The organism is Pseudoalteromonas sp. NBT06-2 (assembly GCF_002276045.1).
Lineage (GTDB): Bacteria > Pseudomonadota > Gammaproteobacteria > Enterobacterales > Alteromonadaceae > Pseudoalteromonas.
Genome location: NZ_NQMR01000018.1, coordinates 1 through 23,274, shown reverse-complemented (window position 1 = coordinate 23,274; position 23,274 = coordinate 1). Strand labels below are relative to the sequence as shown.

General features: G+C 34.2%; 20 protein-coding genes and 1 pseudogene. 11 read left to right on the top strand and 10 right to left on the bottom strand.

Features of this window, described 5'->3' with window-relative positions; translation table 11 throughout:
- Window positions 1–23: 23 nt before the first annotated feature.
- The gene (locus CJF42_RS05940; RefSeq protein WP_095365799.1) at window positions 24–1,679 is read right to left on the bottom strand and encodes a methyl-accepting chemotaxis protein; all 1,656 of its coding nucleotides are present in this window, start codon (window positions 1,677–1,679) and stop codon (window positions 24–26) included.
- 219 nt (window positions 1,680–1,898) lie between these two features.
- Between CJF42_RS05940 and CJF42_RS05935 the strand changes: the two genes are divergently transcribed.
- Window positions 1,899–2,984, top strand: coding sequence for an MBL fold metallo-hydrolase (locus CJF42_RS05935; RefSeq protein WP_095365798.1), 1,086 nt, complete (start codon window positions 1,899–1,901; stop codon window positions 2,982–2,984).
- 134 nt (window positions 2,985–3,118) lie between these two features.
- Here CJF42_RS05935 and CJF42_RS05930 read toward each other — a convergent pair whose 3' ends face one another.
- Together CJF42_RS05930 and CJF42_RS05925 are read right to left on the bottom strand one after the other, a co-directional pair.
- On the bottom strand, window positions 3,119–3,586 hold the full coding sequence (locus tag CJF42_RS05930; RefSeq protein ID WP_095365797.1) for an NfeD family protein: 468 nt from the start codon (window positions 3,584–3,586) through the stop codon (window positions 3,119–3,121).
- A 13-nt stretch (window positions 3,587–3,599) separates the two neighbouring features.
- Window positions 3,600–4,592, bottom strand: a complete 993-nt coding sequence (locus CJF42_RS05925; protein WP_095365796.1) for an SPFH domain-containing protein — start codon at window positions 4,590–4,592, stop codon at window positions 3,600–3,602.
- Between the two features lie 676 nt (window positions 4,593–5,268).
- Between CJF42_RS05925 and CJF42_RS05920 the strand changes: the two genes are divergently transcribed.
- Both CJF42_RS05920 and CJF42_RS05915 read left to right on the top strand, forming a co-directional pair.
- Entirely contained in the window at window positions 5,269–7,146 is a 1,878-nt protein-coding gene (locus CJF42_RS05920) for a S8 family serine peptidase (protein ID WP_095365795.1), read from the top strand.
- 138 nt (window positions 7,147–7,284) lie between these two features.
- Complete coding sequence (locus CJF42_RS05915) at window positions 7,285–7,473, top strand: hypothetical protein (RefSeq protein ID WP_095365794.1); 189 nt, start codon at window positions 7,285–7,287, stop codon at window positions 7,471–7,473.
- 56 nt (window positions 7,474–7,529) lie between these two features.
- On the opposite strand, the gene CJF42_RS05910 is transcribed toward CJF42_RS05915, so the two are convergent.
- Entirely contained in the window at window positions 7,530–8,336 is an 807-nt protein-coding gene (locus tag CJF42_RS05910) for an AraC family transcriptional regulator (protein ID WP_095365812.1), read from the bottom strand.
- Between the two features lie 90 nt (window positions 8,337–8,426).
- On the opposite strand from CJF42_RS05910, the gene CJF42_RS05905 reads away from it, so the two are divergent.
- Window positions 8,427–9,644: an MFS transporter gene (locus tag CJF42_RS05905; RefSeq protein WP_095365793.1), complete on the top strand. Its 1,218-nt coding sequence runs from the start codon at window positions 8,427–8,429 to the stop codon at window positions 9,642–9,644.
- A 403-nt stretch (window positions 9,645–10,047) separates the two neighbouring features.
- Here CJF42_RS05905 and CJF42_RS05900 read toward each other — a convergent pair whose 3' ends face one another.
- From CJF42_RS05900 to CJF42_RS05890, 3 genes are all read right to left on the bottom strand, one after another.
- The gene (locus CJF42_RS05900) at window positions 10,048–10,983 is read right to left on the bottom strand and encodes a substrate-binding periplasmic protein (RefSeq protein WP_095365792.1); all 936 of its coding nucleotides are present in this window, start codon (window positions 10,981–10,983) and stop codon (window positions 10,048–10,050) included.
- 176 nt (window positions 10,984–11,159) lie between these two features.
- Window positions 11,160–13,340, bottom strand: a complete 2,181-nt coding sequence (locus tag CJF42_RS05895) for an OsmC domain/YcaO domain-containing protein (protein ID WP_095365791.1) — start codon at window positions 13,338–13,340, stop codon at window positions 11,160–11,162.
- 223 nt (window positions 13,341–13,563) lie between these two features.
- A complete protein-coding gene (locus CJF42_RS05890) occupies window positions 13,564–14,415 on the bottom strand; it encodes a LysR family transcriptional regulator (protein WP_095365790.1) in 852 nt (283 codons plus the stop codon).
- Window positions 14,416–14,536: 121 nt separating this feature from the next.
- Here CJF42_RS05890 and CJF42_RS05885 point away from each other — a divergent pair, with 121 nt between their 5' ends.
- Window positions 14,537–15,193 (top strand): glutathione S-transferase family protein, encoded by a 657-nt coding sequence (locus CJF42_RS05885; protein WP_095365789.1) that lies wholly within the window; start codon window positions 14,537–14,539, stop codon window positions 15,191–15,193.
- 60 nt (window positions 15,194–15,253) lie between these two features.
- On the opposite strand, the gene CJF42_RS05880 is transcribed toward CJF42_RS05885, so the two are convergent.
- Together CJF42_RS05880 and CJF42_RS27240 are read right to left on the bottom strand one after the other, a co-directional pair.
- Window positions 15,254–17,359 (bottom strand): PKD domain-containing protein, encoded by a 2,106-nt coding sequence (locus CJF42_RS05880; protein WP_095365788.1) that lies wholly within the window; start codon window positions 17,357–17,359, stop codon window positions 15,254–15,256.
- Window positions 17,360–17,538: 179 nt separating this feature from the next.
- A complete protein-coding gene (locus tag CJF42_RS27240; RefSeq protein ID WP_170940492.1) occupies window positions 17,539–17,742 on the bottom strand; it encodes a hypothetical protein in 204 nt (67 codons plus the stop codon).
- Window positions 17,743–18,027: 285 nt separating this feature from the next.
- On the opposite strand from CJF42_RS27240, the gene CJF42_RS05870 reads away from it, so the two are divergent.
- The 3 genes from CJF42_RS05870 to CJF42_RS05860 all read left to right on the top strand — a co-directional run bounded on the left by CJF42_RS05870 (window position 18,028) and on the right by CJF42_RS05860 (window position 19,581).
- Complete coding sequence (locus tag CJF42_RS05870; RefSeq protein ID WP_095365787.1) at window positions 18,028–18,432, top strand: YkgJ family cysteine cluster protein; 405 nt, start codon at window positions 18,028–18,030, stop codon at window positions 18,430–18,432.
- A gap of 321 nt (window positions 18,433–18,753) precedes the next feature.
- Window positions 18,754–19,083 carry a DUF6176 family protein gene (locus CJF42_RS05865; protein ID WP_095365786.1) on the top strand — a complete coding sequence of 110 codons (330 nt, stop codon included), beginning with the start codon at window positions 18,754–18,756 and terminating at the stop codon, window positions 19,081–19,083.
- 42 nt (window positions 19,084–19,125) lie between these two features.
- Entirely contained in the window at window positions 19,126–19,581 is a 456-nt protein-coding gene (locus CJF42_RS05860; protein WP_095365785.1) for a DMT family transporter, read from the top strand.
- A gap of 169 nt (window positions 19,582–19,750) precedes the next feature.
- Here the strand turns inward: CJF42_RS05860 and CJF42_RS05855 are convergent, their stop codons facing one another.
- Entirely contained in the window at window positions 19,751–21,508 is a 1,758-nt protein-coding gene (locus CJF42_RS05855) for a hypothetical protein (protein ID WP_141235490.1), read from the bottom strand.
- A 238-nt stretch (window positions 21,509–21,746) separates the two neighbouring features.
- On the opposite strand from CJF42_RS05855, the gene CJF42_RS05850 reads away from it, so the two are divergent.
- The 3 genes and pseudogenes from CJF42_RS05850 to CJF42_RS29485 all read left to right on the top strand — a co-directional run.
- On the top strand, window positions 21,747–22,385 hold the full coding sequence (locus CJF42_RS05850; protein WP_095365783.1) for a hypothetical protein: 639 nt from the start codon (window positions 21,747–21,749) through the stop codon (window positions 22,383–22,385).
- 382 nt (window positions 22,386–22,767) lie between these two features.
- Window positions 22,768–22,977: a helix-turn-helix domain-containing protein gene (locus CJF42_RS29255; protein WP_095365782.1), complete on the top strand. Its 210-nt coding sequence runs from the start codon at window positions 22,768–22,770 to the stop codon at window positions 22,975–22,977.
- A 16-nt stretch (window positions 22,978–22,993) separates the two neighbouring features.
- Window positions 22,994–23,274, top strand: a pseudogene (locus CJF42_RS29485) (hypothetical protein); the annotation flags it as partial.

Genomic DNA, 23,274 nt, shown 5'->3' with positions numbered 1-23,274 from the left:
TTGCATTTTTTAAATGACATGAATTAGCTGAATTTTTTCACTTTGAAATAACCAATTTGTTCCTTTAAATTATTTGCCAGAACATTTAATGTATTTGCGACATCATTATTCTTTTCTAAAGAATCAGTTGAACAATCTGACATTTGAGCTACTCTTTTCATTCCTTCGTATAGTTCATCTATAGCAATAATTTGTTCTTTTGAAGCGTTAACAACCTGTTTTACATTTAATAATGAATTGTTTGCCTGATTTTCTATTTCAGCTAACAATTTTGAAGAATCAACTCCGAGAGAAAGCCCTTTTTCAATTTTGGGTAAGGTTGACTCCATGGCAATAACAGACTCGGTAGTTTCTTGTGTGATTTCAGTTAATAATGCTTCTATTTCAGATGTAGCAGTACTCGTGCTTTGAGCTAATGTTCTTACTTCATCAGCAACAACAGCAAAGCCACGACCTGACTCTCCAGCTCTTGCTGCTTCAATTGCAGCATTTAAAGCCAATAAATTTGTTTGATCTGATATGCCACTTATTACTGAAATAATACCGCTAATATCTTTAGTGCGTTGCTCTAGCTTTTGTAGTTTTTCTAATGCTAAACTGACGGTTGTTAATACTTTTTCTATTTCTATCGCTGTATCATTGACAGATTGACTGCCAACGGTACAAGAATTTAGTGTTTGTGAAGAATTTTTTTCTGTTTGTACAAGTATTTGAGACACAGTGTAAGTTTTATCGCGCATTTGATTTAGATTCTCTGCTGCTTGTGCTGTACACTCTCTTTGTTGCTGTACCAAGTATAACACTTGAGCTGATCCAGAAGAAACAATATCAATTTGGCCATTTATATCTTTTGAGGCTCCTGTAATATTTGAAACTGTGGCACTTAATTGGTTTTGCATTTTTTTCAATGAAAACAGTACACTATTTTCATAATTTGCTTCTATATTTTGGGTTAGGTCACCCATTGCAACTTGAGAAAGCAAACCAGCTACATCTTTAGGCTCACCATCTAAAGAAACTTTTAAACCCTTTGCAATACGATAAACAATAATGCCACTGATTAAAAAAGCAATACCAGTTAGAGCTAACATCACACCTTGAAAATCAGCTGTGGTTTCTCTAACAAATTTTGTTGCATGCTGATTTTCAAGCTCTTGATAATCTATGAATTGATTGATTGTTTCTAACCACTTAACAAATGCAGTGCTGGCAGAATTTAAAAGAATATTTTCAGCTTCATTTTTTCTGTTTTGTTCAACTAATCTAATAATTTTTTTTACCAAGGGGAGAGTTTTATTTTCAATATGTTTAATGTTGGCAAGTATCGTTTGCTCCCTTTGTGTAGCACCTTGAGTCATAAGCTGGTCCAAAGGAATACGGGAATTGTTATAAAATTCTGCTAACTGTTTAATTAATGCTAATGTGCTAAACAGTTGGTTATTATCCTTCATCAAAACGACATCTCGAATTGCAATCGCTCTATCATGAACGCTCCCGCGAAAATTAATTGCGTATCTTTGTTTCATTGAATTTATATCAGTAATAACTGTCATTGATTTATCTATCGTATTGACACTATTAATTCCGAAAATAGTGATTAATGACATCATTATTAAAACAGCACTAAACCCCATTAATAAACGAGTTTGTAATGTTGTATGGGATATTATTTTTAGCATAGAAAAATAACCTACCTCTATTTGAGTCGTAAAAATTTAATTTGTAGGGATAGGAGACCTTATATTTGAAAACAAAATTTCGGAAAAATATTTTTTAGTTTTCTTAAATAGCTCATTCATGACTTGGATTTAAATCGTATCAATATTTTTTAAAAAAAAGGTACGTCTATTTTATAAGTTTTTGTTAAAATGAAGTTTTAAAATAAAATGGTTTTTTTAATGCGAAGCATGTCATTTAGTTTGATTCTTTTGGGTTTAACTGCTTGTAGCACAAATAATAATGTTGAAACGCTTATTCCTAATGATGCTGTAGTTAAATACACTGATATTGAAGGCTATCAGGATAGGTATACCAATCTATATGGAAATTTTTCTGACTATCTTGTTACTTGTGAAGCAGGTTGCTACCCAGTAACACCGTTGATTCAATGCGAATCTAAAATGCAAGATTGTGAATATCGAGGTACAAATCCACAATTGAATCTTGAAACGGGCTTTGATATTAAATGGCTAGGTCATGCAAGTTTTATAATTAATACATCAAACGGACAGCAGTTTTTATTTGATCCTGTATCAGCTCAATTTGATTGGCCAGTAAACTGGGCTTTTCGTCTGAGTGAAGGCTTTAATCGTAATCCTGCAATGCCTATAAGTATTGATATTTTAACAAAAACCACTGCCGTAATGTATTCTCATATTCATTACGATCATTTTAATAAAGACGATATTGTAAAAATAGGTTCTGAGCCCAAGTTTTTAACACCATTAGGCTTTGCAAAACAGTTTCCAGATAATGGTTTTGATATCAGTGAAATGGCTTGGTATGCCAGTAAAAAATTAGGGGAAGTAAAAGCACATTTTGTTCCAGCTCATCATTTTAGTAGCAGAATTTGGGTGCCATATCTATACGAAGATCATAATGCTACATTATGGGGAGGTTGGGTTTTGGAACATAATGATAAAAAATTATTTTTTGCAGGAGATACAGGTTATTCACCACATTTTAAAGATATTCAGCAAAAATACGGCGATATTGATGTATGTTTAATGCCAATTGCATCTTACTTTAATAAGGAAGACCCTAAATGGTATAGAAAGGTACATACAACGCCAGAAGATGCTTTACAGGCAGCTAAGGATTTAAATTGTAAAGTCATGATCCCTTGGGGTTATGGTAATTCAAGTTGGATGATGGGAGATCATACTTCACATTCAGCGCTTTTTCGTTTATTACATATGCAAAAAAAGCTTAAGTCAAACATTCCTTTATATGTATTGAATGAAGGAGAGCATATAAGGTTTTAAAAGTTATATGCCCATGATACTTAAAAATTTGAATTGGACTCGCTCAGATAGTTCTGAAACATGCATTTTGAAGTAACATGGGTATAAAGGTGTTTATGATATTATTTACATCAAAAGGACTTATTTTTAAAGTGTTAAATGCGTTTTACAAGCATAGTATTACCTTCAACGGCAGTAATAATACATTGGGTATTTGCTTCAATAACCTCATCATTAGTATCACCATCTAATTTTGCATTCCAATTAATACCAGAATAACGAATATGGCCATCAGCTAGCGTAATTTCATCTACACTGGGCACCTGTTTACCTATCATATCACTACTGGTGTCAAGACCACCGCCTGAATTTTGATAATTTTTAAATGGTTTCCATAACAATACAGATAACAAAGCTGTTAAAACGGCTACAGTGAATAATTCACTTTCCCAGCCTGAAATCCAGCCAATATGAACTAATACACCTGTTTTAACACAAGCTATCGCAAAAAATAACAAGGGTCCACTCATTCCTAGAACAGAAAGCTCTAAAATAAAGCTCACACCTGCTATCAAATATAATAACTGTGCGTGGTGGATCGAAAAATAGTTAACTATATCCATAGCAATCCTCTTATTATGGTTGCACAGAGTTCGTATCTGGTAGTTTTAATGAACTAGAAACAGCAATCGCTTGTGCAACTGTATTAGCTATGTTTTCACCTGTTTTACCATCAGTCAGTACAACGGTACTATCTGCAGCTATTGCTTTATGTGCTGCAATGGTATCTTGTGCGAGCGTTAAAGTAACCGCTGCTTGACCTGCGTGAGTTTCAGCAGCTTGACCTACTGTAGAAAGTGCTGCGGCTTCAGCATTCGCAACTAATCGAATCGCTTCTGCTTTGCCTGTTGCTTCTAAAATTTGTTTCTCTTTATCAGCTTGAGCGTTTAAAACTTGTTCAGCTTTAGAGGCTTCTGCATCTAGTACTCTTGCTGCTTTTAAACCTTCAGCTTCTGTTATCGCTGCAGTTTTTACACCTTCAGCAGTTAATATTACAGAGCGTTTTTCGCGTTCTGCAGTCATTTGTTTTTCCATGTCTTCGCGAATACTTTGTGGTGGCATAATATCTCTAATTTCATAACGTGTTACCATGACACCCCAAGGTGCGGTCGCTTCGGTCATAGCTGATAATATGGTTGCGTTGATTGTATCTCTCGATTGGAAGCATTCATCTAGCTCCATAGAGCCAATGGCATTACGCATAGTTGTCATAGCGAGTTGTGTCACAGAGAGTTTATAATCGCTAATATTGTTAGTTGCAGCGGCTGCATCTGTTACTTTCATAAACAAAATACCATCTAGCTCTAAAGATATATTGTCTTTGGTGATAGCCGATTGGGAAGAGATATCTAATGATTGTTCTTTAAGGTTTCTATCTGCAGCAACTGATTGAATAAAAGGGATAATAAAATTTAGACCCGCAGATAAGGTCTTATCATATTTACCTAATGTATAAATCACATATCCTCTATTTTGTGGTACAAAATAAATCCCTTTTTTTAAAGTATATAACACCACTAAGGTGATCCATAAAATTGGGCTCGCTAATAAAGGTATAAAGGTTTCCATATTCTTACATTCCTATTTTAAATTTATTCTCTGTTGACCATACCACAAAAAGCATTTAAATATTTAGTAATATTTCCATATAGATACATTAATTGTACAAAAAAAATGGATAGAATATAAATTAAAAGTTGAGCCTTTGTCAGTTGTCGTTCATCGATATGAAATTTTTGTTAGGTAATAAAAGCAAGCCAATAATTTAATGTGAAATACAATCAAAATTGGACATATACTTAAAATCTCATACATGTTTTTTTATTGCCACTTTTAAATTTTACTTCCTTTTATAGCAGACATTGATCAGGTAACTTTATCATTTTATTCGTTGCATTATCGACGAAGTTTGACTAATTTATTTTTACACGACATATTCATTTTTAGTTATTTACATAAAAACATTTTGAACCATTACTAATTAAGTGCATTTAAGCTCAATACTTCAAATAATGCCTCTTAAAAAGCATTTTAAATGAAAATTTGTAATTCTCTCTGTTCAATGCCAGATACAACTACAAAATTCTAATTTTAGTTAATGATATGAATGTAAAGTAATCAATTCCATTCCATTATTTTTCATTTTTTGTTTACAATTAGTTACAAATAAGTACCTGTAAAAGGTAATGTTGAGCTAGATTTAATTGGCCTCAGGGCAAAAAAACAACAATTAATGGAGAATAAAATGCAAAAAAAACATTTAGTGACGCTAGCAGTTACAGCTGTACTTTCATATTCATCTGTTCAAGCAAATGAATATAAAGCAACTTTATTACAAGTCGATGAATCAAAAGCAATAAAAGACAAATATATCGTTGTATTTAATACTCCCAGCGTTTTGAATTTAGATAGTCAACAGTCAATAGAAGGCTTTGCAACACAACAAGGATTATCTTTAAAAAATAAATATGATGTAAATATTCAAAGTAACTTCGGCAGTGTGTTAAATGGAGTTCTAATTGATGCGACGCAAAAACAATTAAAACAACTACTTTTAGATCCAAATATTGCATATATTGAGCAAGATCAGATGATGTATGCAACTCCCATTGCAGCTTCAGGAGACCAAGCAAGCCCAACTTGGGGGTTAGATCGCGTTGACCAACGTTCAGGTTCTCTAGATGGTAATTATCATTATGACTTTGATGGTACAGGAGTCACAGCATATGTTGTTGATACTGGTGTACTAAATTCTCATAATGAATTTGGTGGTCGCGCAACAAGTGGTTATGATTTTATTGATAATGATAATAATGCGACAGACTGTAATGGTCATGGAACTCATGTAGCTGGCACGATAGGTGGTGCAACATATGGCGTAGCTAAAAATGTAAATGTTGTTGGCGTAAGGGTATTAGGTTGTAATGGTTCAGGTAGTAATTCAGGTGTGATCCAGGGAATTAACTGGGTTAAAAACAATGCTTCAGGGCCGTCAGTTGCTAATATGAGCTTAGGAGGAGGAGTTTCACAAGCAACTGATGATGCGGTAAATTCGGCTGTTGCTGCAGGCATAACTTTTGTTGTTGCTGCAGGTAATGATAATAGTAATGCATGTAATTACTCCCCTGCAAGGGCTGCAAGTGCAATTACTGTTGGCTCTACTGCCAATGGTGATTCTCGTTCTAGTTTCTCTAATTATGGTAATTGTTTAGATATTTATGCCCCAGGTTCAAATATAACCTCTGCATGGTATAACTCTAATTCAGCAACAAATACGATTAGTGGCACATCAATGGCTGCGCCACATGTAGCAGGTGTTGCTGCGCTTTACTTAGATGAAAATACAGGATTATCGAGTGCACAAGTGGAAAGCTTATTAAACGCTAGATCAACGAGTAATGTAGTGACCGATGCAAAATCGGGTTCACCTAATAAGATGTTATTTGCATTAGCTGAAGATATAGTGTGTGTTAATAATTGTCCTGTTGAAGAAACTGAATTATCAAATAACCAATTAAAAGCTGTTTCAGGTAGTGCTGGAAGCACAATGGATTTTTATATAGATGTACCATCAGCTGCGTCAAGTGTCACACTTGAAATTTCAGGTGGTTCGGGTGATGCAGATCTCTATGTTAATCAAGGACAAAAAGCAACATTATCAACTTATTCTTGCAGACCTTATAAAAATGGTAATGCAGAAAGCTGTGTAATTGATAATCCACCAGCGGGTAAAATGTATGCAATGGTTCATGGATATTCATCATACAGCACTTCTATTACTGGCAGTTTTGAATCTGCAACTGGTGGGTGTACTGATAATGGCTGTTTAGAAAATGGTGTGGCAAAAACAGGTTTATCAGGTAGTACTGGATCAGATAATTTTTATCAAATAGATGTACCTGCAAATTCAAGTTTGACAGTGCAAATGTTTGGGGGTACTGGGGATGGTGATTTGTATGTGAAACAAGGTACTCAGCCGACAGATACAAATTATGATTGCCGACCTTATCGCAATGGTAATACTGAAACGTGCACTATGAGTGTAAATCAAGCAACGACAGTACATGTTTTAATAAAAGCTTATAGTAGTTATTCAGGTGTTAGCTTAAAAGCCACATATTAATTATAAAGATATTAAATAGGTCACATATATGTGGCCTGTTTTATTAGTTATATTTTATATCAGTTATTAGTGGCTTAAAATTTGCTTTAAATAATCAAGAACTATTTTGATGATTTGAAAACGACCTTAGGTATAAATATGAATATTCAAGAAGGCTATTCAGATGTTAATTTACTGAATTTAAATGATGAAACCACTGCGAAAGACTATGCTATACACGCACTGGCTTTGTACCGAATTGGCGAGGAAGATAATATTAAACAAGCACAAATGTTATGGGAGTATGCCAAGGAATATATGCTGTTAAGTGCTAAAAGTAATGCTTAAAGCTCTTTTTAAAAATGGCGTATGCTTTTCATTAATGATTAAATTATCGTAGGGAATTATTTTAATATATATTTTTTAGGAGAGCAGCCTAACTGTTTTTTAAAGCAAGTTAAAAAGGCTGAAGAGGATTCATAACCTAAGCTATAGGCGATTTCTTGCAGTGGCACCGCTTCATTTAACAGCTCTAATGATTTTAAAATTCTAATTTTTTGCTTCCATTTACTAAAACCCATGCCATAACTTTTATTAAACAAGCGGTTTAATGTGCGACTTGAAGCCCCGACTTTTGTTGCCCATTGCTCTATCGTTAATTTATTTGCAGGTTCATTGTTTAACACTTCAATAATTGGTAACAACCTATTGTCTTTTATTGTAGGCATAAATAATTCATTGCTTGGCGCAATGGCTAGTCTATCAATTAAAACTCGAACAAGTCGATCCGTTTGCTCTGTTTGTTGGTATTGTTCAGGCCAATTAGCAATCTCTAAGATCAGTGCTTTTAATAAAGGGTCAACAGTTAATGAGCGCACTTTATTTCCTAAAGGCTCACTCCAATCAGGATCGATATATAGGCTACGATTACTCCCACTGTTTTTTAGCCTTTGTTGATGTTCAGCTTTGGCTGGTAGCCATAAGGCTTGCTCTGGAGGTAAAACAAATATACCTTCTTTAGTTTCTGTTTGAGTAACCCCTTTACATGAGTAACACAATTGTGACCATGGGTGAGAATGACTAACAATATGTGTCATCGCTTTAAATTCATGAGCAATTGAAACAATTGGCCTAGGTAGCTCTGGATAGAGCCTACTTGGACTTTGTTTTGTCCATTTTAAACTTGTCTGTTTTGATAAGTTAATTGGCATAATTTCATATTTTAGACATTGGGTGGAAATAATATACTGTTCTCCTTTGCTACACAAACTAGATATTATTAATGATTTTGTAGGAACAGCATGAATCAAAAAATTATAAAGCTCTTTGGAAGTAATACGAATAATAAGGTATGGCAAACACCATTTGTTTTTTTAGTGGTGGCAAGTATTGTTATGTCAGCCACTTTTGCGGCATGGTTAGCAATGCTAAACAACTTTGCTATAGAGCAGGCATTTTTTACAGGGGCTGAAATTGGCATATTGCAATCTCTTAGAGAGATCCCTGGATTTTTAGCTTTTACAGCAGTATTTATTTTATTAGTTTTAACAGAGCAAGTATTTGCACTGATATCTTTATGTATTTTATCTATTGGGGTTGCCATCACAGGGTTATTTCCAAGTATTTACGGCCTGTATGCAACCACTGTTTTAATGTCCATAGGCTTTCATTATTACGAAACTGTAAATACTTCATTAAGCTTACAGTGGTTTAATAAAAATGAAACAGCTGAAAAGTTGGGTAAGTTAATGTCTATTAAATCAGCTGCATCTTTGGTTTGTTACGGTCTTATTTGGTTAGGTTTTAGCTTTTTTTCTACTAGCTATCAATTTCTCTATTTATTTTTTGGTTTATCAGGTCTGATCTTGACAATTTGGCTATTCATGGCTATGCCAAAATTCGAAGTGAAACATACTCAACACAAGAAAATCATTCTGAGAAAACGTTACAGTTTATATTATTTACTGACCTTTTTATCTGGGGCTCGAAGACAAATATTTGTTGTTTTTGCGGGTTTCTTAATGGTTGATAAATTTGGTTATAGCGTTCAGCAAATTACATTACTTTATATAATAAATCATCTAATCAATTTCTTTTTAGCGCCAAAAATAGGTGCTTGGATAGGTAAAGTCGGAGAGCGAAAAGCACTTACCTTAGAATACACTGGCTTAGTGATTGTTTTTGTTGGTTACGCTGTTGTGGAGTCTGCTGATATTGCTGCGATGCTGTATGTCATTGATCATTTGTTTTTTGCTATGGCAATTGCCTTAAAAACTTACTTTCAAAAAATTGCCGATCCAAAAGATATCGCATCAAATTCTGCTGTGAGTTTTAGCATCAATCATATTGCTGCTGTTGTAATACCTGCAAGTTTTGGTGTACTTTGGTTAGTTGATAATTCATTGGTATTTTATGCTGGTGCTTTAATTGCGGTTGCTTCTTTGTGTGCTAGTCAGTTTATTAAAATGAATGAAAAACATATCAGCTTTGCGCACGCAGTCGCTGTTAAAAATAAGTAAAATTCACTAATCAAGAGTAGGCTTTAGTGATAAGCACCTTACCTCATTGATTATCACCAGGGTAAATAATATTAAATGACCAATCAGAGCTTATGACGTTTTATAATGTTAGGCATGTCAGTGAATTGATGTATTCCCTTTAGCACTGACATAACAACGAAGTGTAAATTCTTTAAAGCTCCTTGTACTCTAACATCATTCAGTTAAGCATGTATTGACTGAATGGGGAATGGGTTTTTTAAATGCGGACGTTTGTTCTTTTGAGGCGCTTTCATTTTTTGGCAGGATATATCGTTTTACCTTTTCACGCATTGCTTTACAAAAGCTTATCCTTAGTGGTGATACGTTAGTCATTTTGGCAATCTGTTAAAACTCAACCATTACCGCATTGTATTTCCATCTTTCAAAGTAAACATTCACTATTTCCCATATCTATGATCCTTTGAGTTTCACCACTATTTTTAAATTCGTTTAAAGCAGTATTAATATCTTTTAGAATCTCATGTGCATTTTTATTTTTTACGCTCAAGGCATAATATAAAGCATTATATTGAATCTCAGGCTTAACTTGCTCGATACTATTTAATAATTTTGCTTTTTCAGGAGCAGGTAAATCAGAGTAATTAACCGTAAAACGTAATACTATCGGATCACCAATTATTAAGTTTACTCGCTTAGCTACGAGTAGTTTCACTAATTGTAAATCATCAACGGCTTGAACTATGTTAAATTCACCATTATCCATCATAATATCGAATTCGGGGGTATTTTGATAACCTCTAACTACGCCAATCGCCTCTCCTTTAAGGTTATGTAAATTACCTTTAAATTTATCAGTCTCTCCTTTACGTTTTAAAAAACCAATCATACCGCCAGGAAATTCATTAGACAGCATTAATATTTCTCTACGCCGTTTGTCTTTTACATAATCAGAAGGAGCTGAATATTCAATATAATATTCAGGAAATAAAATATCGCTAATGCCAAACTCCACTGACCTAACGGCACGGGCCCAAGGTAAAAAATCAATTTTAACTTGATATCCTTTACTGACAAGTAGTGCCACAGTGAAATTAAACCCCCAGCCTTTATTACATAAATTTTGACCTATATACGGTGGCCAATCTAAAGTTGAGAGTTTTATGGTTTTATTTGAATTTTTATTAAATATATAACCTGTTGGCGTTTTTGTCCCTTTACTAACAATATATTTACCTTGTTTGAAATAACCAACGGCGATTTTTTCATTAGCAAAAGCAGTTGAGTTGAAATAAAAAAATGCGGGGAAGAAACTGAATATAAACCATTTAAATCTAGATATATTTAATAACTTAAGCATATTACTTATCTCCAGTTTAGGACTCATATCCAATCGATTAAAATCTTTATTTATATTGCTAAATTGTAAGCTATATATAAGTTTATAATTAGATAGGTATTACTTCTAGTTTATATTATCTGATTAGTTACTTTGTTCAGCCAATTTCTAAATTAAAAATTGGCTTTTTGATATAATTATTTAGCTTTAATTACACGAGCAGAATGAAGCTTTTTATAGCTTTCGATTAGTTTTAAGTGCTTGTCTAGGCCTTCTAGCTTCATGCTTGTTTTAGTCAAACCAAAGAACCTGACATCGCCAGTGATAGAGCCAACAACGTTAGTCATCTTCTCTTTACCAAACATAAGAGTGAAGTTGTCAATAAAGTCGTCAAGTTCAAGTTCTTCATCTAATATCACTTCAAGTACAGCGTTAACAGCTTGATAAAATAAACCACGTTCAACGGTATTATCATTAAACTGTAAGAATGTCTCTACCAACTCTATAGCATCTTCTAATTCACCTAGTGCTAGGTAAATTAATATTTTAAGCTCAAGAATAGTTAACTGACCCCAAACGGTATTTTCATCAAACTCGATACCAATCAAACTGATAATATCAGTGTAGTTATCTAACTGACTGTCTTCTAAACGCTCAGCTAAATTTGATAAAGCATCGTCACTGAGTGAGTGAAGGTTTAGGATATCTTCACGGTAATTAAGCGACTTATTTGTATTATCCCAGATAAGATCTTCAACTGGATATACTTCAGAATAATTAGGAACTAAGATACGACAAGCTGTGCCTAGAACTGAAAATTCAGCAATGTATACTTCTTTGCCTAAATCTTTCAAAATAGCAAATAAGCTAGCAGTTTCTTCTTCATTAGTGCCTGAAAAATCCCACTCGTTAAATTCATAATCGTACTTAGTGCTAAAAAACTTCCAAGAAATCGTACCTGTAGAATCAATAAAGTGTTCAACAAAGTTTTCAGGCTCAGATACTGCTAAGCTATTAAAAGTAGGTTTAGGTACATCATTAAGGCCTTCAAAACTACGGCCTTGTAATAATTCAGTAAGGCTTCGCTCAAGGGCAACTTCAAAGCTCGGATGAGCACCAAATGAGGCAAATACACCTCCTGTTTTTGGGTTCATCAGCGTGACGCACATCACTGGGAACTGTCCGCCTAATGAAGCATCTTTTACGATGACAGGAAAACCTTGTGCTTCTAATCCCTCTATCCCAGCTAAAATAGTTGGGTATTTTGCGATAACTTGTTTAGGGACATCTGGCAATACAATTTCTTGTTCAATGATTTGTTTTTTCACTGCACGTTCAAATATTTCAGATAAACATTGTACTTTTGCTTCTGCAAAGTTATTACCTGCGCTCATGCCATTACTTAAGAATAAATTTTCAATGAGGTTTGATGGGAAATATACGGTTTTTCCATCTGAATGACGAACGTAAGGGATAGAACAAATACCGCGTTCACGGTTACCTGAGTTGGTATCAATCAGGTTAGAACCACATAGCTCACCTTCAGGATCGTAAATTTCACGACAATATTCATCTAATATTTCTGTAGGTAGGGCATCGTTATCACCAGGTTTAAACCATTTTTCATTTGGGTAATGAACAAAATCACTATTGGCAATTTCTTCACCTAGAAATTGATCATTGTAAAAAAAATTACAATTAAGACGTTCGATAAATTCACCAAGCGCAGAACAAAGAGCACTTTCTTTATTTGCACCTTTACCATTTGTGAAACACATAGGAGATGCTGCATCACGAATATGTAGCGACCATACATTTGGTACGATATTACGCCAAGATGCAATCTCAATTTTCATACCAAGATCAGCTAGTATGCGCGTCATATCTGCAATAGTTTGCTCAAGGGGTAAGTCTTTACCTAAGATAAAAGTATTTGATTGATCCGCAGGTTGTGCCATAAGCATAGCTTGCGCATCTTCATCTAGATTTTTTACTGTTTCAATTTTGAATTGAGGACCGGTTTGAACCACTTTCTTAACGGTACAGCGTTCTATTGAACGTAAAATTCCTTGGCGATCTTTATCAGAAATACTTTCTGGTATCTCGACTTTAATTTGGAAAATTTGATTATATCTATCCTCAGGATCAACAATATTATTTTGAGACAGTCTAATGCCATCTGTTGGAATATCGCGAGCAGCACAATAAACTTTCATAAAATAAGCAGCACACAGAGCTGAAGATGCTAAAAAGTAATCAAAAGGGCTAGGTGCTGAACCGTCACCTTTATAGCGAATAGGTTGATCTGCTATAACAGAAAAATCATCAAACTTAGCTTCAAGTCTAAGGTTATCGAGAAAATTAACTTTAATTTCCATTGAGTAGTGTCCACAGAGGTCATGCGCTTTATTAGCAGTATTTAAATTAGAAAATAACGGCCAAATAGCGGGTTGATCATAATGGGCGTAATTATCATCTTTTTCATGGAAATAGTCTTGAGTTAATTACACTAAATAATAAAATAAGCAGTTTTAGGGATAAACCAAGACGTAGATGCGATATCTTGAAGCTGCTTTTACCTAAACTCACGCTATTCATATTTTATAAAGTTATTTCTGTTTGTCGGTAACTCTCACACAGCGAAATTAACTGTTCCTCAGAAATAGGATTATTTTTACTACTTGAGCGTAATAAAACAATCTCTATAGTTGGTAATTGAGGTAAATTATCGCAGCTCAGCTCATCTAAATTACCTTTACTTAATTTGGCCATAGCGCCAATAGCCAAACCTTGCTGCACAATACCTCTTTGTGCACTTGCGCTGCCACTACATGCAATTAATTTAAATTGCCTTTTTTGTTTTAATAAACCTTCTATGGCCGCTTGATGGAAGCGACAATCAGACTGAAATACTGCAATGGGTAACGGTATGGTTAAATGAGCAGTTTCATTGCTATTGAATATCCAAATACCTCGGTCAGATTGTAATAAATACCCCTCTTCTGAGTTAGTGGAACGAGTAGTGATCCCTATGTCTAAATGACCACTATCTAACATCAATTTGACGCGATTACTTGGTGTACACACAATTTGCAAATCTAAATTAACCCATGTTTGATGTAAAAATTTTACTACTTTAGGTAAAACCGACTCAGCATAGTCATCAGGGCAACCTAAGCGTAATAATGTACTTGGTACCTCTGTTTGCATCTTGTTTAACGTTTCATCATGTAACTGAAGTAATTGCCGTGCATACCCAGTAAATACTTGCCCATCTTGAGATAAAACCAATAAGCGTCCTTTTTTTTCAAATAAGGATTTATCAATATTTTGTTCTAACTTTTTCATTTGCATGCTAATTGCTGATTGTGTGCGATGAACTTGCTTTGCTGCTCGTGTAAAACTTCCCGTCTCTACAAAAGCTAAAAAACTTCTCAATGCTTCTATATCCATAAAACGTGACATACCTATTCGATTTATTTATAGGTATTATAAAAATTATCTGATATTAAAACCATACAAACCTCTATAAAGTGCCACTACGAACTCAGATAAATAACGGAAATAACACGCTATGGAACTCTATATTGGAAATAAAAATTACTCTACTTGGTCACTAAGAGCATGGTTAATGCTTAAAAAGCATGGGCTTAATTTTAAGGAAATTAAATTAACACTAGGCACTGATACATTTTATAAACGATTAGAAAATCTCAGTCCTACACAAAAAGTCCCTACTTTAATTGATGGTACAACTATAGTATGGGACTCCTTAGCTATATGCGAATATATCAATGATTCTTATTTATCAGGAATTGCATGGCCACAGTGTTCAAAAAATAAAGCCAAGGCAAGAGCATTGGCATGTGAAATGCACTCTGGGTTTATGGGTATTCGTAACGAACTGCCTATGAATATTAGAGCAAAAAGGAATGTGATACTCTCAGAACAAGCGAAAAAAGATATAAAGCGTATTGAGACTATTTGGTCCGAGCAACATCTACAATTTAAAGAGCAAGGTGGTTGGTTATTTGACCAATGGTCTATTGCTGATGCCATGTTTTCCCCTGTTGTATTGCGTTTTAAAACATATGGTATTCAAATTAATGATGGTGCGACTGCTTATATGACACGCGTACTAGATTGCCCTAGCTTACAAAAATGGATAGCTGACTCAGCAATAGAGACTGATATTATAGAGGTTGATGAAGCTGGTATTGATGTAAGTTAAACTTTGTAACAGAGTTTAACAAACGCATATGAATAATTCATATGCGTATTAGTTTAGGTCTTATTGCGCGTTTAATGTTACTCCGCTAAAACTGGTATAAGCTTTTATACCTATTTTTAAAACATCTCCAGCATTAGCTGAAAGTGTGCAAGATTCATTATTACCAGATTGATAAGGTCGACAGTCGTAACTTGTATCTGATGGTAGCGTACCATTTTTCACATATAAATCTGCATCTCCAGAACCCGAAGAAGTACTTATTGTTGCTTGAGTGCTACCTGCAGGCATAATGTAATCAAAATATAACCATTGATTTTTGCTTGCGGTTAAATTGTTTATTGGAAATTCAGATGATGGACTGGTGCTATTAGTTGCAACTAAAGTGGTATTAGAAAATGCACTGTAACCAATTAACTTAATATAAACTGTACCAGGGGTTCCAAGTAAAACGTCACAAGTTTCATTATTACCATTTTCGTAAGGGCGACAATCATAATTATTTTTTGTCGGTATTTGACCTGATTTCACATATAAGTCTAAATCACCGGTTCCTCCGGATGTAACTACATTAACTTTAGTATCATTTTCTAGTGTATTTATGTAATAAATAAGCTCTTGATCTTTGTTACCTGCAATATTAGTCAGTACAACGCCTGAAGAAAGTTCGTTTGAATTATTATCTGATACTGAAACATCAATTTTTTGGGTGTTTGTTGTGTTATCATCATCGGTTACAGTTAAGCTAACACTGTAAGTACCTCCTTGAATATATGCATGCTGATTTAGACTACCCGAAGCTGTATTACCATCGCCAAATTGCCATTGATAATTTATAATAGAGCCATCTACATCAGATGAGTTTTCAGCTGAAAAACTGCAACTTAGACCATTACAATTTGATGTAATTTCAGCTACGGGCGCTTGATTACTGCCACCTGATGCATTATCTCCAACTGGCACTTGATTATTAAATATACTCGCTACTTGAGGCCATATTTTATCAATTCTGACACCTTGGTTTTCACAGCCACCAAAATGATGTAAAGCAATAACGTTGTTACTACTACTTGCTAAAACAGGTGAACCAGATGAACCGCCAATGGTATCACAAAAGTAGCCTGTATCAGAGTCTGTTGCACGTCCATTAGCGATTGCAATATCTATTTGACATAAACCATTGGTATTTTGATCACTTTCTATAGACAGTTCCTTTGGATTTCCTGCGCCATGTTGTGGAATATAAATTGTCTCTCCTTGAGTGGGAGTTCTTACATCTAAACCATATTGACCAAAACTGGCAATACTTGCAAAATCATTAACTGAAAATACAGAATAGTCTAAATCGTAATCTGTTTTTAATAAATCTTTACCTGTTACTTTTACTGTACCCGAAAAAGTTGAGCCACCACAGGTTGTTTTTTGATAATTAAACCAAATTTCAGTATCAGCCAGTTTACTTTGTGTTGATAAACAGTGGTTATTGGTAAACATATGATTTTCTGCGCCAACGCGCCAACCTGTACATAGACCTGAGCCCGCCATGAGTAAGCGTGCAACAGGTCTTGTGCGTTCAAATTCTACCGGGTTACTTGATGCCCAACAGACAGCGTCAACTCTTTCATTTACACCACAAGAGGAAGTAGGATCGATATCACTAGGGTTTATATTTAGAGGTATTGCTTCATTTTGACCTGCATTGAATCGATCTACTTCGATTTGATGAGATTGGGTCCAATGTACACCTTCTGGCAGATGTAATGTAACAACAGCAACATCACCAAAAACCGACATTGCAGAAAACTGATTGATTCCATTTTCTCCTATTTGACCATTAAACGTCGCATTTTTGTTATTAATACCATCATACCTATATATTTCCTTGCCATCAGCACTGGCAACGGTGACATATGCACCCAATGGTATATTGAATCTGTTAAAGTGCACTTTAATGAATTCAGATCCAGGCTCAGTGATGGTTTTTTGTATTGTTTTTTGATTATTATCATTAGACATTACATTGTTTAAAGGTGATAGGGATAGCGTATGTTTTATAGTCTTAGCAATTATAATAGGTGGAGCAGAAATATTTTTAAGTGAAACTTTAGCATCGCTTGTTGTTACGAATAAGCCCAGCGCTATTAATGTTACAGTGTTTATTTTATACATTTTTAATCCTTGTTTATTTTCCGTATTAAAACAGGTACAAGTTAGTTTCTTAACAATTAAATAACAATATATATTCAACTGATATTTATTTGTGTTTTTATTTATAGAGCCAAAGTGGTTGTTTTTTAGACTAATATGGCGAAGGTGAAATTTTTTAATGTGGATTACGTGGAAATTTTTTAAATTTGGTCTATGTATTGAATCAGCGGCTTACATTTCAATATATACCCAAGCCACTTCAAGATGTGAGGTTCAGGACTGCTGAGCAATTCATGATCTAGGCGCATCTTTGCATTAATGGTTACTCCCTTAAAAAAAGATGGACCGGCAATATGCTCCTGCATTGCTCTAGTACCTACATCCATGCAGGCAACAACGAGCATGATTTGCTCAGAAGTCCCTGTAAGGTTGGTTTATAAATACTTTATGCAGCGTTATTGATTTTGAAAAGGGAATAACCATGTTCTTCAATCAATGCCTTGCCTAAAGCATTTCTAATTCCTACTGAATCCTGCATCTTGAAGTGGTTTGGGTATATATTAGTAGACAAACTACTCTTTAAAATTAAGTCTAGAGATCTTCATACAACTTATTGAGGCCGATTTCACTCTTTCAATTACTTAAATGTTACAATTTTAAGTACAGGTATTAAATCACGGAGCTTACCAATGAAAGAGTGTAACCAATGTGGCAAATGTTGTATGAAATATGGTGGCGCTGATCTGAGTGTTACTATGGAAGAAATTGATATGTGGGAGCTATTTCAACCCCATATATTTGAGTATGTTAAAAATGGAAAAGTTTGGTTTGATCCACAAACAAATAAACAACTATCCACTTGCCCATTTTTAGAAACTATGCCAAAGAGTAAACTATCAAAACAAGTAAAGTATACTTGTGGTATTTATTTGGATCGTCCTGAAGATTGCCGTCATTATCCAATTAGTATTGCAGAAATGGTGAGAGATGAATGTGAAATGATTGAAAGCATTGATATTGAAAATCCAAAAAGAGCACAAACTAAATTAGATATACTTATGGTTGATAGCCGTCCACCTTATTGTAACTTTTAATTTTAAAATGTATATCAAGCCAAATTCGGTTAACTTAATGAGACGTTTAATTTATACATATCAGTAATGAATTTCAGTCTTATGAAAAACATGATTATGAGACCAATGGATGCAAGAAAAATATCTAAAAACTGGTTGTAAGTACTAGATGATTAAGCAATTATATACCTAAACTATTTCAAGGTACGAATTTCAGTTGGAATTAAAAAATTTAGGAAAGGTATTGATTTCAGAAAATGATGGCTCCTTTGTCAAAATCAATAACGCCGCATAAATTTTTTGTATACGAGACTAAATATTTAGAAATTTAAGAGTGTGAAAATGGAATATGCATCAGGGTTAATTAAGCTAAAACCTGGCACTGAAGATAAAGTGGAACAGTGGGAAAAAGTGATTTCATCTCGACTTGATGAAGCGGCGGCCACTTTGAAAGATGAATACGTACAAATTGAATCTTGGTTTAAAGTAGAGATAGATAATAAAAAATATTTGTTATGGTATTTAAGAGCTAAGTCAATTGAGCAGGTATTTGAGATATCAATGCAATTAAAGCACCCAATAGATAAATTTCATTATGAATTAATGACTGAGATTACGGCGACAAATGGTAATGTTTTGGCGACACCTTTGATTGATATTCCAAGAGAGTAGAGCGTTACCTACTTGTTTTTAAAAAATAAAAAAGGATAGAAATTGGGAAATTTAGGAATGTATTTATTATTACCACTAAGTGTCTTGATTGGTATTTCTCTTGCGTCTCAAGCCGGTGTTAATTCTCAACTAAGATTAGCTCTGAGTAATCCAATTCAAGCGGCATTTATCTCATTTCTAGTGGGTACAATCATACTAGGTATCATTGCATTTTTTCAAGGTGATGCTTGGTTTAAATCTGGTGCTTTGGCTTCAATTCCTTGGTGGGCATGGATTGGAGGGTTGTTAGGTGCATTTAATATCACAATGTCGATATTTTTAGCGCCTAAATTAGGTGCTGTGGTATTAGCAATTTCAGTTGTATGTGGTCAAATGATAGCCTCTTTGGCGCTCGATCATAATGGATGGTTGGGTTTTCCAAAAATAGAAATTAGTGCTAATAGAATTATAGGTGCAATATTCGTAGTTGTTGGGTTATTTTTAGTCGCTAAAAAATAAAAACTGATATATGACTATTTGAACTTCTCTCTTAAAAATTAATAAAAGCGCGAATGTCGAGTTTACGATATTTAATACCATGATATACTGCATAAAAATCTCTGTTTGAGTTTAGAATCTACTGTTTTTATAAAGATTTGAATTAAATAAATTTAAGAAAAGTGTATCACTAGTTACCATGCGTTTCTTCATAGTGGTTTAACCTTTTCTTTGCTTTTTCGGCTATTTTTTCATCATTAATTTCTGAAATAAGTGTTTTTGCATGTCCAATATCATTGGATAAAGCGTACATTACAATACGTAAAATCGCCAGATCTTTAATCGCTGTATTATTTAACTGTCTTAGCCAATTTTCAGTGGCCGTAGGGTCTTTTTTATACCATTGATAAGCCATTGTAGGAATTAAATTATGCAATTGTTTATTGTCAGTTACTTCAGATAATGCATGCACAGCTTGTTGTGGATTTTGGCGAATCCAACTATAAAAAACGGTTTGCTGTGCTTCTTTAAAACCTGGTTCTGCGCTGTATTGATTTAACCAAATATGAGCTTCTTCGCTATTATATCTACTTTTTTCGTTTACCATTGCTGATAACATAGCGTTTTTTACTTTTTGATTAGTCACTGAGTCTAAATAATTCTGTGCGGCTTCAGGGGATGAGTTTATTAATGATCTGGAAATATTGCGAAATACGGCCTCTGGCGCATTTAAATTTTCAGCCCATTGTAATGCTTCTTTTGGCGATTTTCGGCCGTATGTTTGTGCCACCTTGTACAATAAACTTTGATTTTTAGTTAGGCCATTTTTTTCAATGTACTGTGTTGCTGCTTGTGGATCGTATGTTGCCCATTCAGAGATTGCGGTATCAATGATCTCATTACCAAGCTGTTTAGAAAATGTTTTGGCCACTAAAACGGCATGCTCTCCATCTTTTTTAGCCAACTCAGACATTATGCTGGTTATATAAGTTGATTGTTTACCATATTTTATTTGTGATATCGCACTTAACGCTGATTCGGGATCTGAATCTGCCCATTGGATAAACACTTCATTTATTAATTTCTCTTTTTCACGATTAGCTAAGTTTGAGGTAATGAGTTTATTTTGAAGAGAGAGATAATTATCTAGTGAAGCCGACTGCCACTTTTTTATAACAGAGCGAAACATATAATATCTTTCTCTTGGAGGTAGAGTTAACGCTAATAGCTTTTCAAATGCTAATTCTGGTTTCATTGAATCAAGTTTAGCCCTTAACGCCTTTTGTTGAATCGCGGGTGAAAACTGATTTGCTTGCGCAAATAAGTAACCACTTTGTTTAAAGTGATTATCTTTTAGTAAATAATCAAAATAGTATTCTTGCTGCTTTATAGGAAAGTTATCTTTAACAAATGAAAGCGCATTCTTAATATCAAGTAGTGCCCAATCATGTAATATCCCGCGAAAAGCGCTTATTGTTCTTTTATCTAAATTCTCCTGATATAATTTAAAGTGTGAATAATAAAGTTGTGCCGTTGCTAATGGATCGAGTAATAGCATTCTTTGGCGCACAATATACGAAAGTTTTACAGCAGGATCCTGTTTTTCTAATTTGAACAAAGCGGTTAAGTTTACTGATAACTCAGCAAATTGCATATCACTTGCTAAATGATATGCAGCTAAACCTTGCTCAAATCCTGTGCCGATTTGGACTATTTGTTTAAAATTATCAAATTTAGAAGGTGGCACATCTAACTCATTGAAAGAGATATTAACGCTATTTTCTTTATTGGCTATTAAGTTGGCTGATATGGCAGTATTGCTGTTGTTTTTTGGATCTATATTTGTAGCAACATTCTGTGGCATTACATTAATATAAGTAAAAAAAGCACCAAAAAACATTGAAATAACAATCACAATACTATATTTCACCACGTTAGGGTTCATCATATACCTTTAAATAACCTTATCTTTGATTCTATTATTATAACTTAGATGATGAACTTAATTTTTATAATACTTTAATTAGATAGCGCATTAATGGGTTAATTATATTTGTTTAAAAATGACAAAAAATGAGAAACGCCGAATGATAAAGTTCATTAAATAACTGATTAACACTATCAATCGTCAGTAACTTGGCTTGAATATTGCTTTATAATTCATTCAATTCAATGAAGGGAATAATATGTCACTGATCAGCAATCAATTACTTGGGTTAAATGGTTTTGACACCTCTCAAGCTCGGTTAGGCAATAAAAATGGCTCAGATATGACAGAAACTCATTTTAAATTATTTGAAGAGGTGGCCAAAAAATCTAATTTAAGAGGAGAACGAAGCGTAGCTGAAATTTCAGATAAAACAAAAGCGCTTTATAGTGAACTGAGCATTGATGTTAAACAAACTATTAAGCCTTATTTGAAAGATCGAGATTATGAATTAAATTTATTTGATAAAACCCTTAAAGAAATCATGAATATACCTATTGAAGTGGAAATTGAACGACATGAAATGAAAGAGGCTATTGTGTTTGCACGATTAGGCATTGATTTTTTAAAGCTTAAAGAGCTAGACGTTAGGATAGATATGTTAACTTTAGCAGAGCAAAATGTTGGAAATTCATCATATTTAACAAAGTCAGATAAAAATATTTTTTCAGAGCGTATAAAGGAGCTTAAAGCGCAGTTAGAGCAACAAAAGGAAGCTTTGATCACAGGAAGTAATCCTAATGAATTAGAGCCATTAGATGCGCTAAAATTTGAACAAATAGATGAAATAACGCCTTTATATAATCAAATACAAGAGTCTAAAAAGTACGTGTTATAAAAAATCTATTACCTGTAGTAGTGTGATTACCAAGGGAAACTGTCGGCCTAATTACCGAGCGACTTTGTCGTAAATAGCCTACAGGCAGACCTAGTTACCTAAATGAGCAGGAAAAGAAAGCACTTAGCATATATACCCAAACCACTTCAAGATGCAGGATTCAGTTGGAATTAGAAATGCTTTAGGCAGGCATTGATTGAAGAACATGGTTATTCCCTTTTCAAAATCAATAACGCTGCATAAAGTATTTATAAACCAACCTTACAGGGACTTCTGAGAAAATCATGCTCGTTGTTCCATCTTTTTTTAAGGGAGTAACCATTAATGCAAAGATGCGCCTAGATCATGAATTGCTCAGCAGTCCTGAACCTCAAATCTTGAAGTGGCTTGGGTATATATAAAAACTCAAAGCCATTCAGAGACTGGGGGACGGTTAACAGGTGAGAGTATTCAATCTTATATTAAAACTAATTTTAACGTTAATTATCATCGTAATGCTATTTATAAGCTATTAAAGTCGATAGGATTTAGTTGGATAACAAGTCGCTCAAGACACCCCCAAAAATCAGATGAAGTACAAGAGACTTTTTAAAAAATTCGAAAGTGAAATGATCCGTACGATCCCATGGAATGTCAGTCATGAAAACATTGATGTATGGTTCCAAGATGAAGCACGCTTTGGCCAGCAGAATACAACGACAAAGCTCTGGACAGAAAAAGGAACACGACCAAGAGCAGTAAGACAACAACAATTTGAATACGCCTATCTTTTTGGTGCTGTCTGCCCATCAACAGGGGCAGACAGCACTTATTTCTCCAGTTATGAATATGGGGGTAATGGAGCAACATTGAGCCTTAATTTCTCAAAAAACTGCATACGGGCGACATG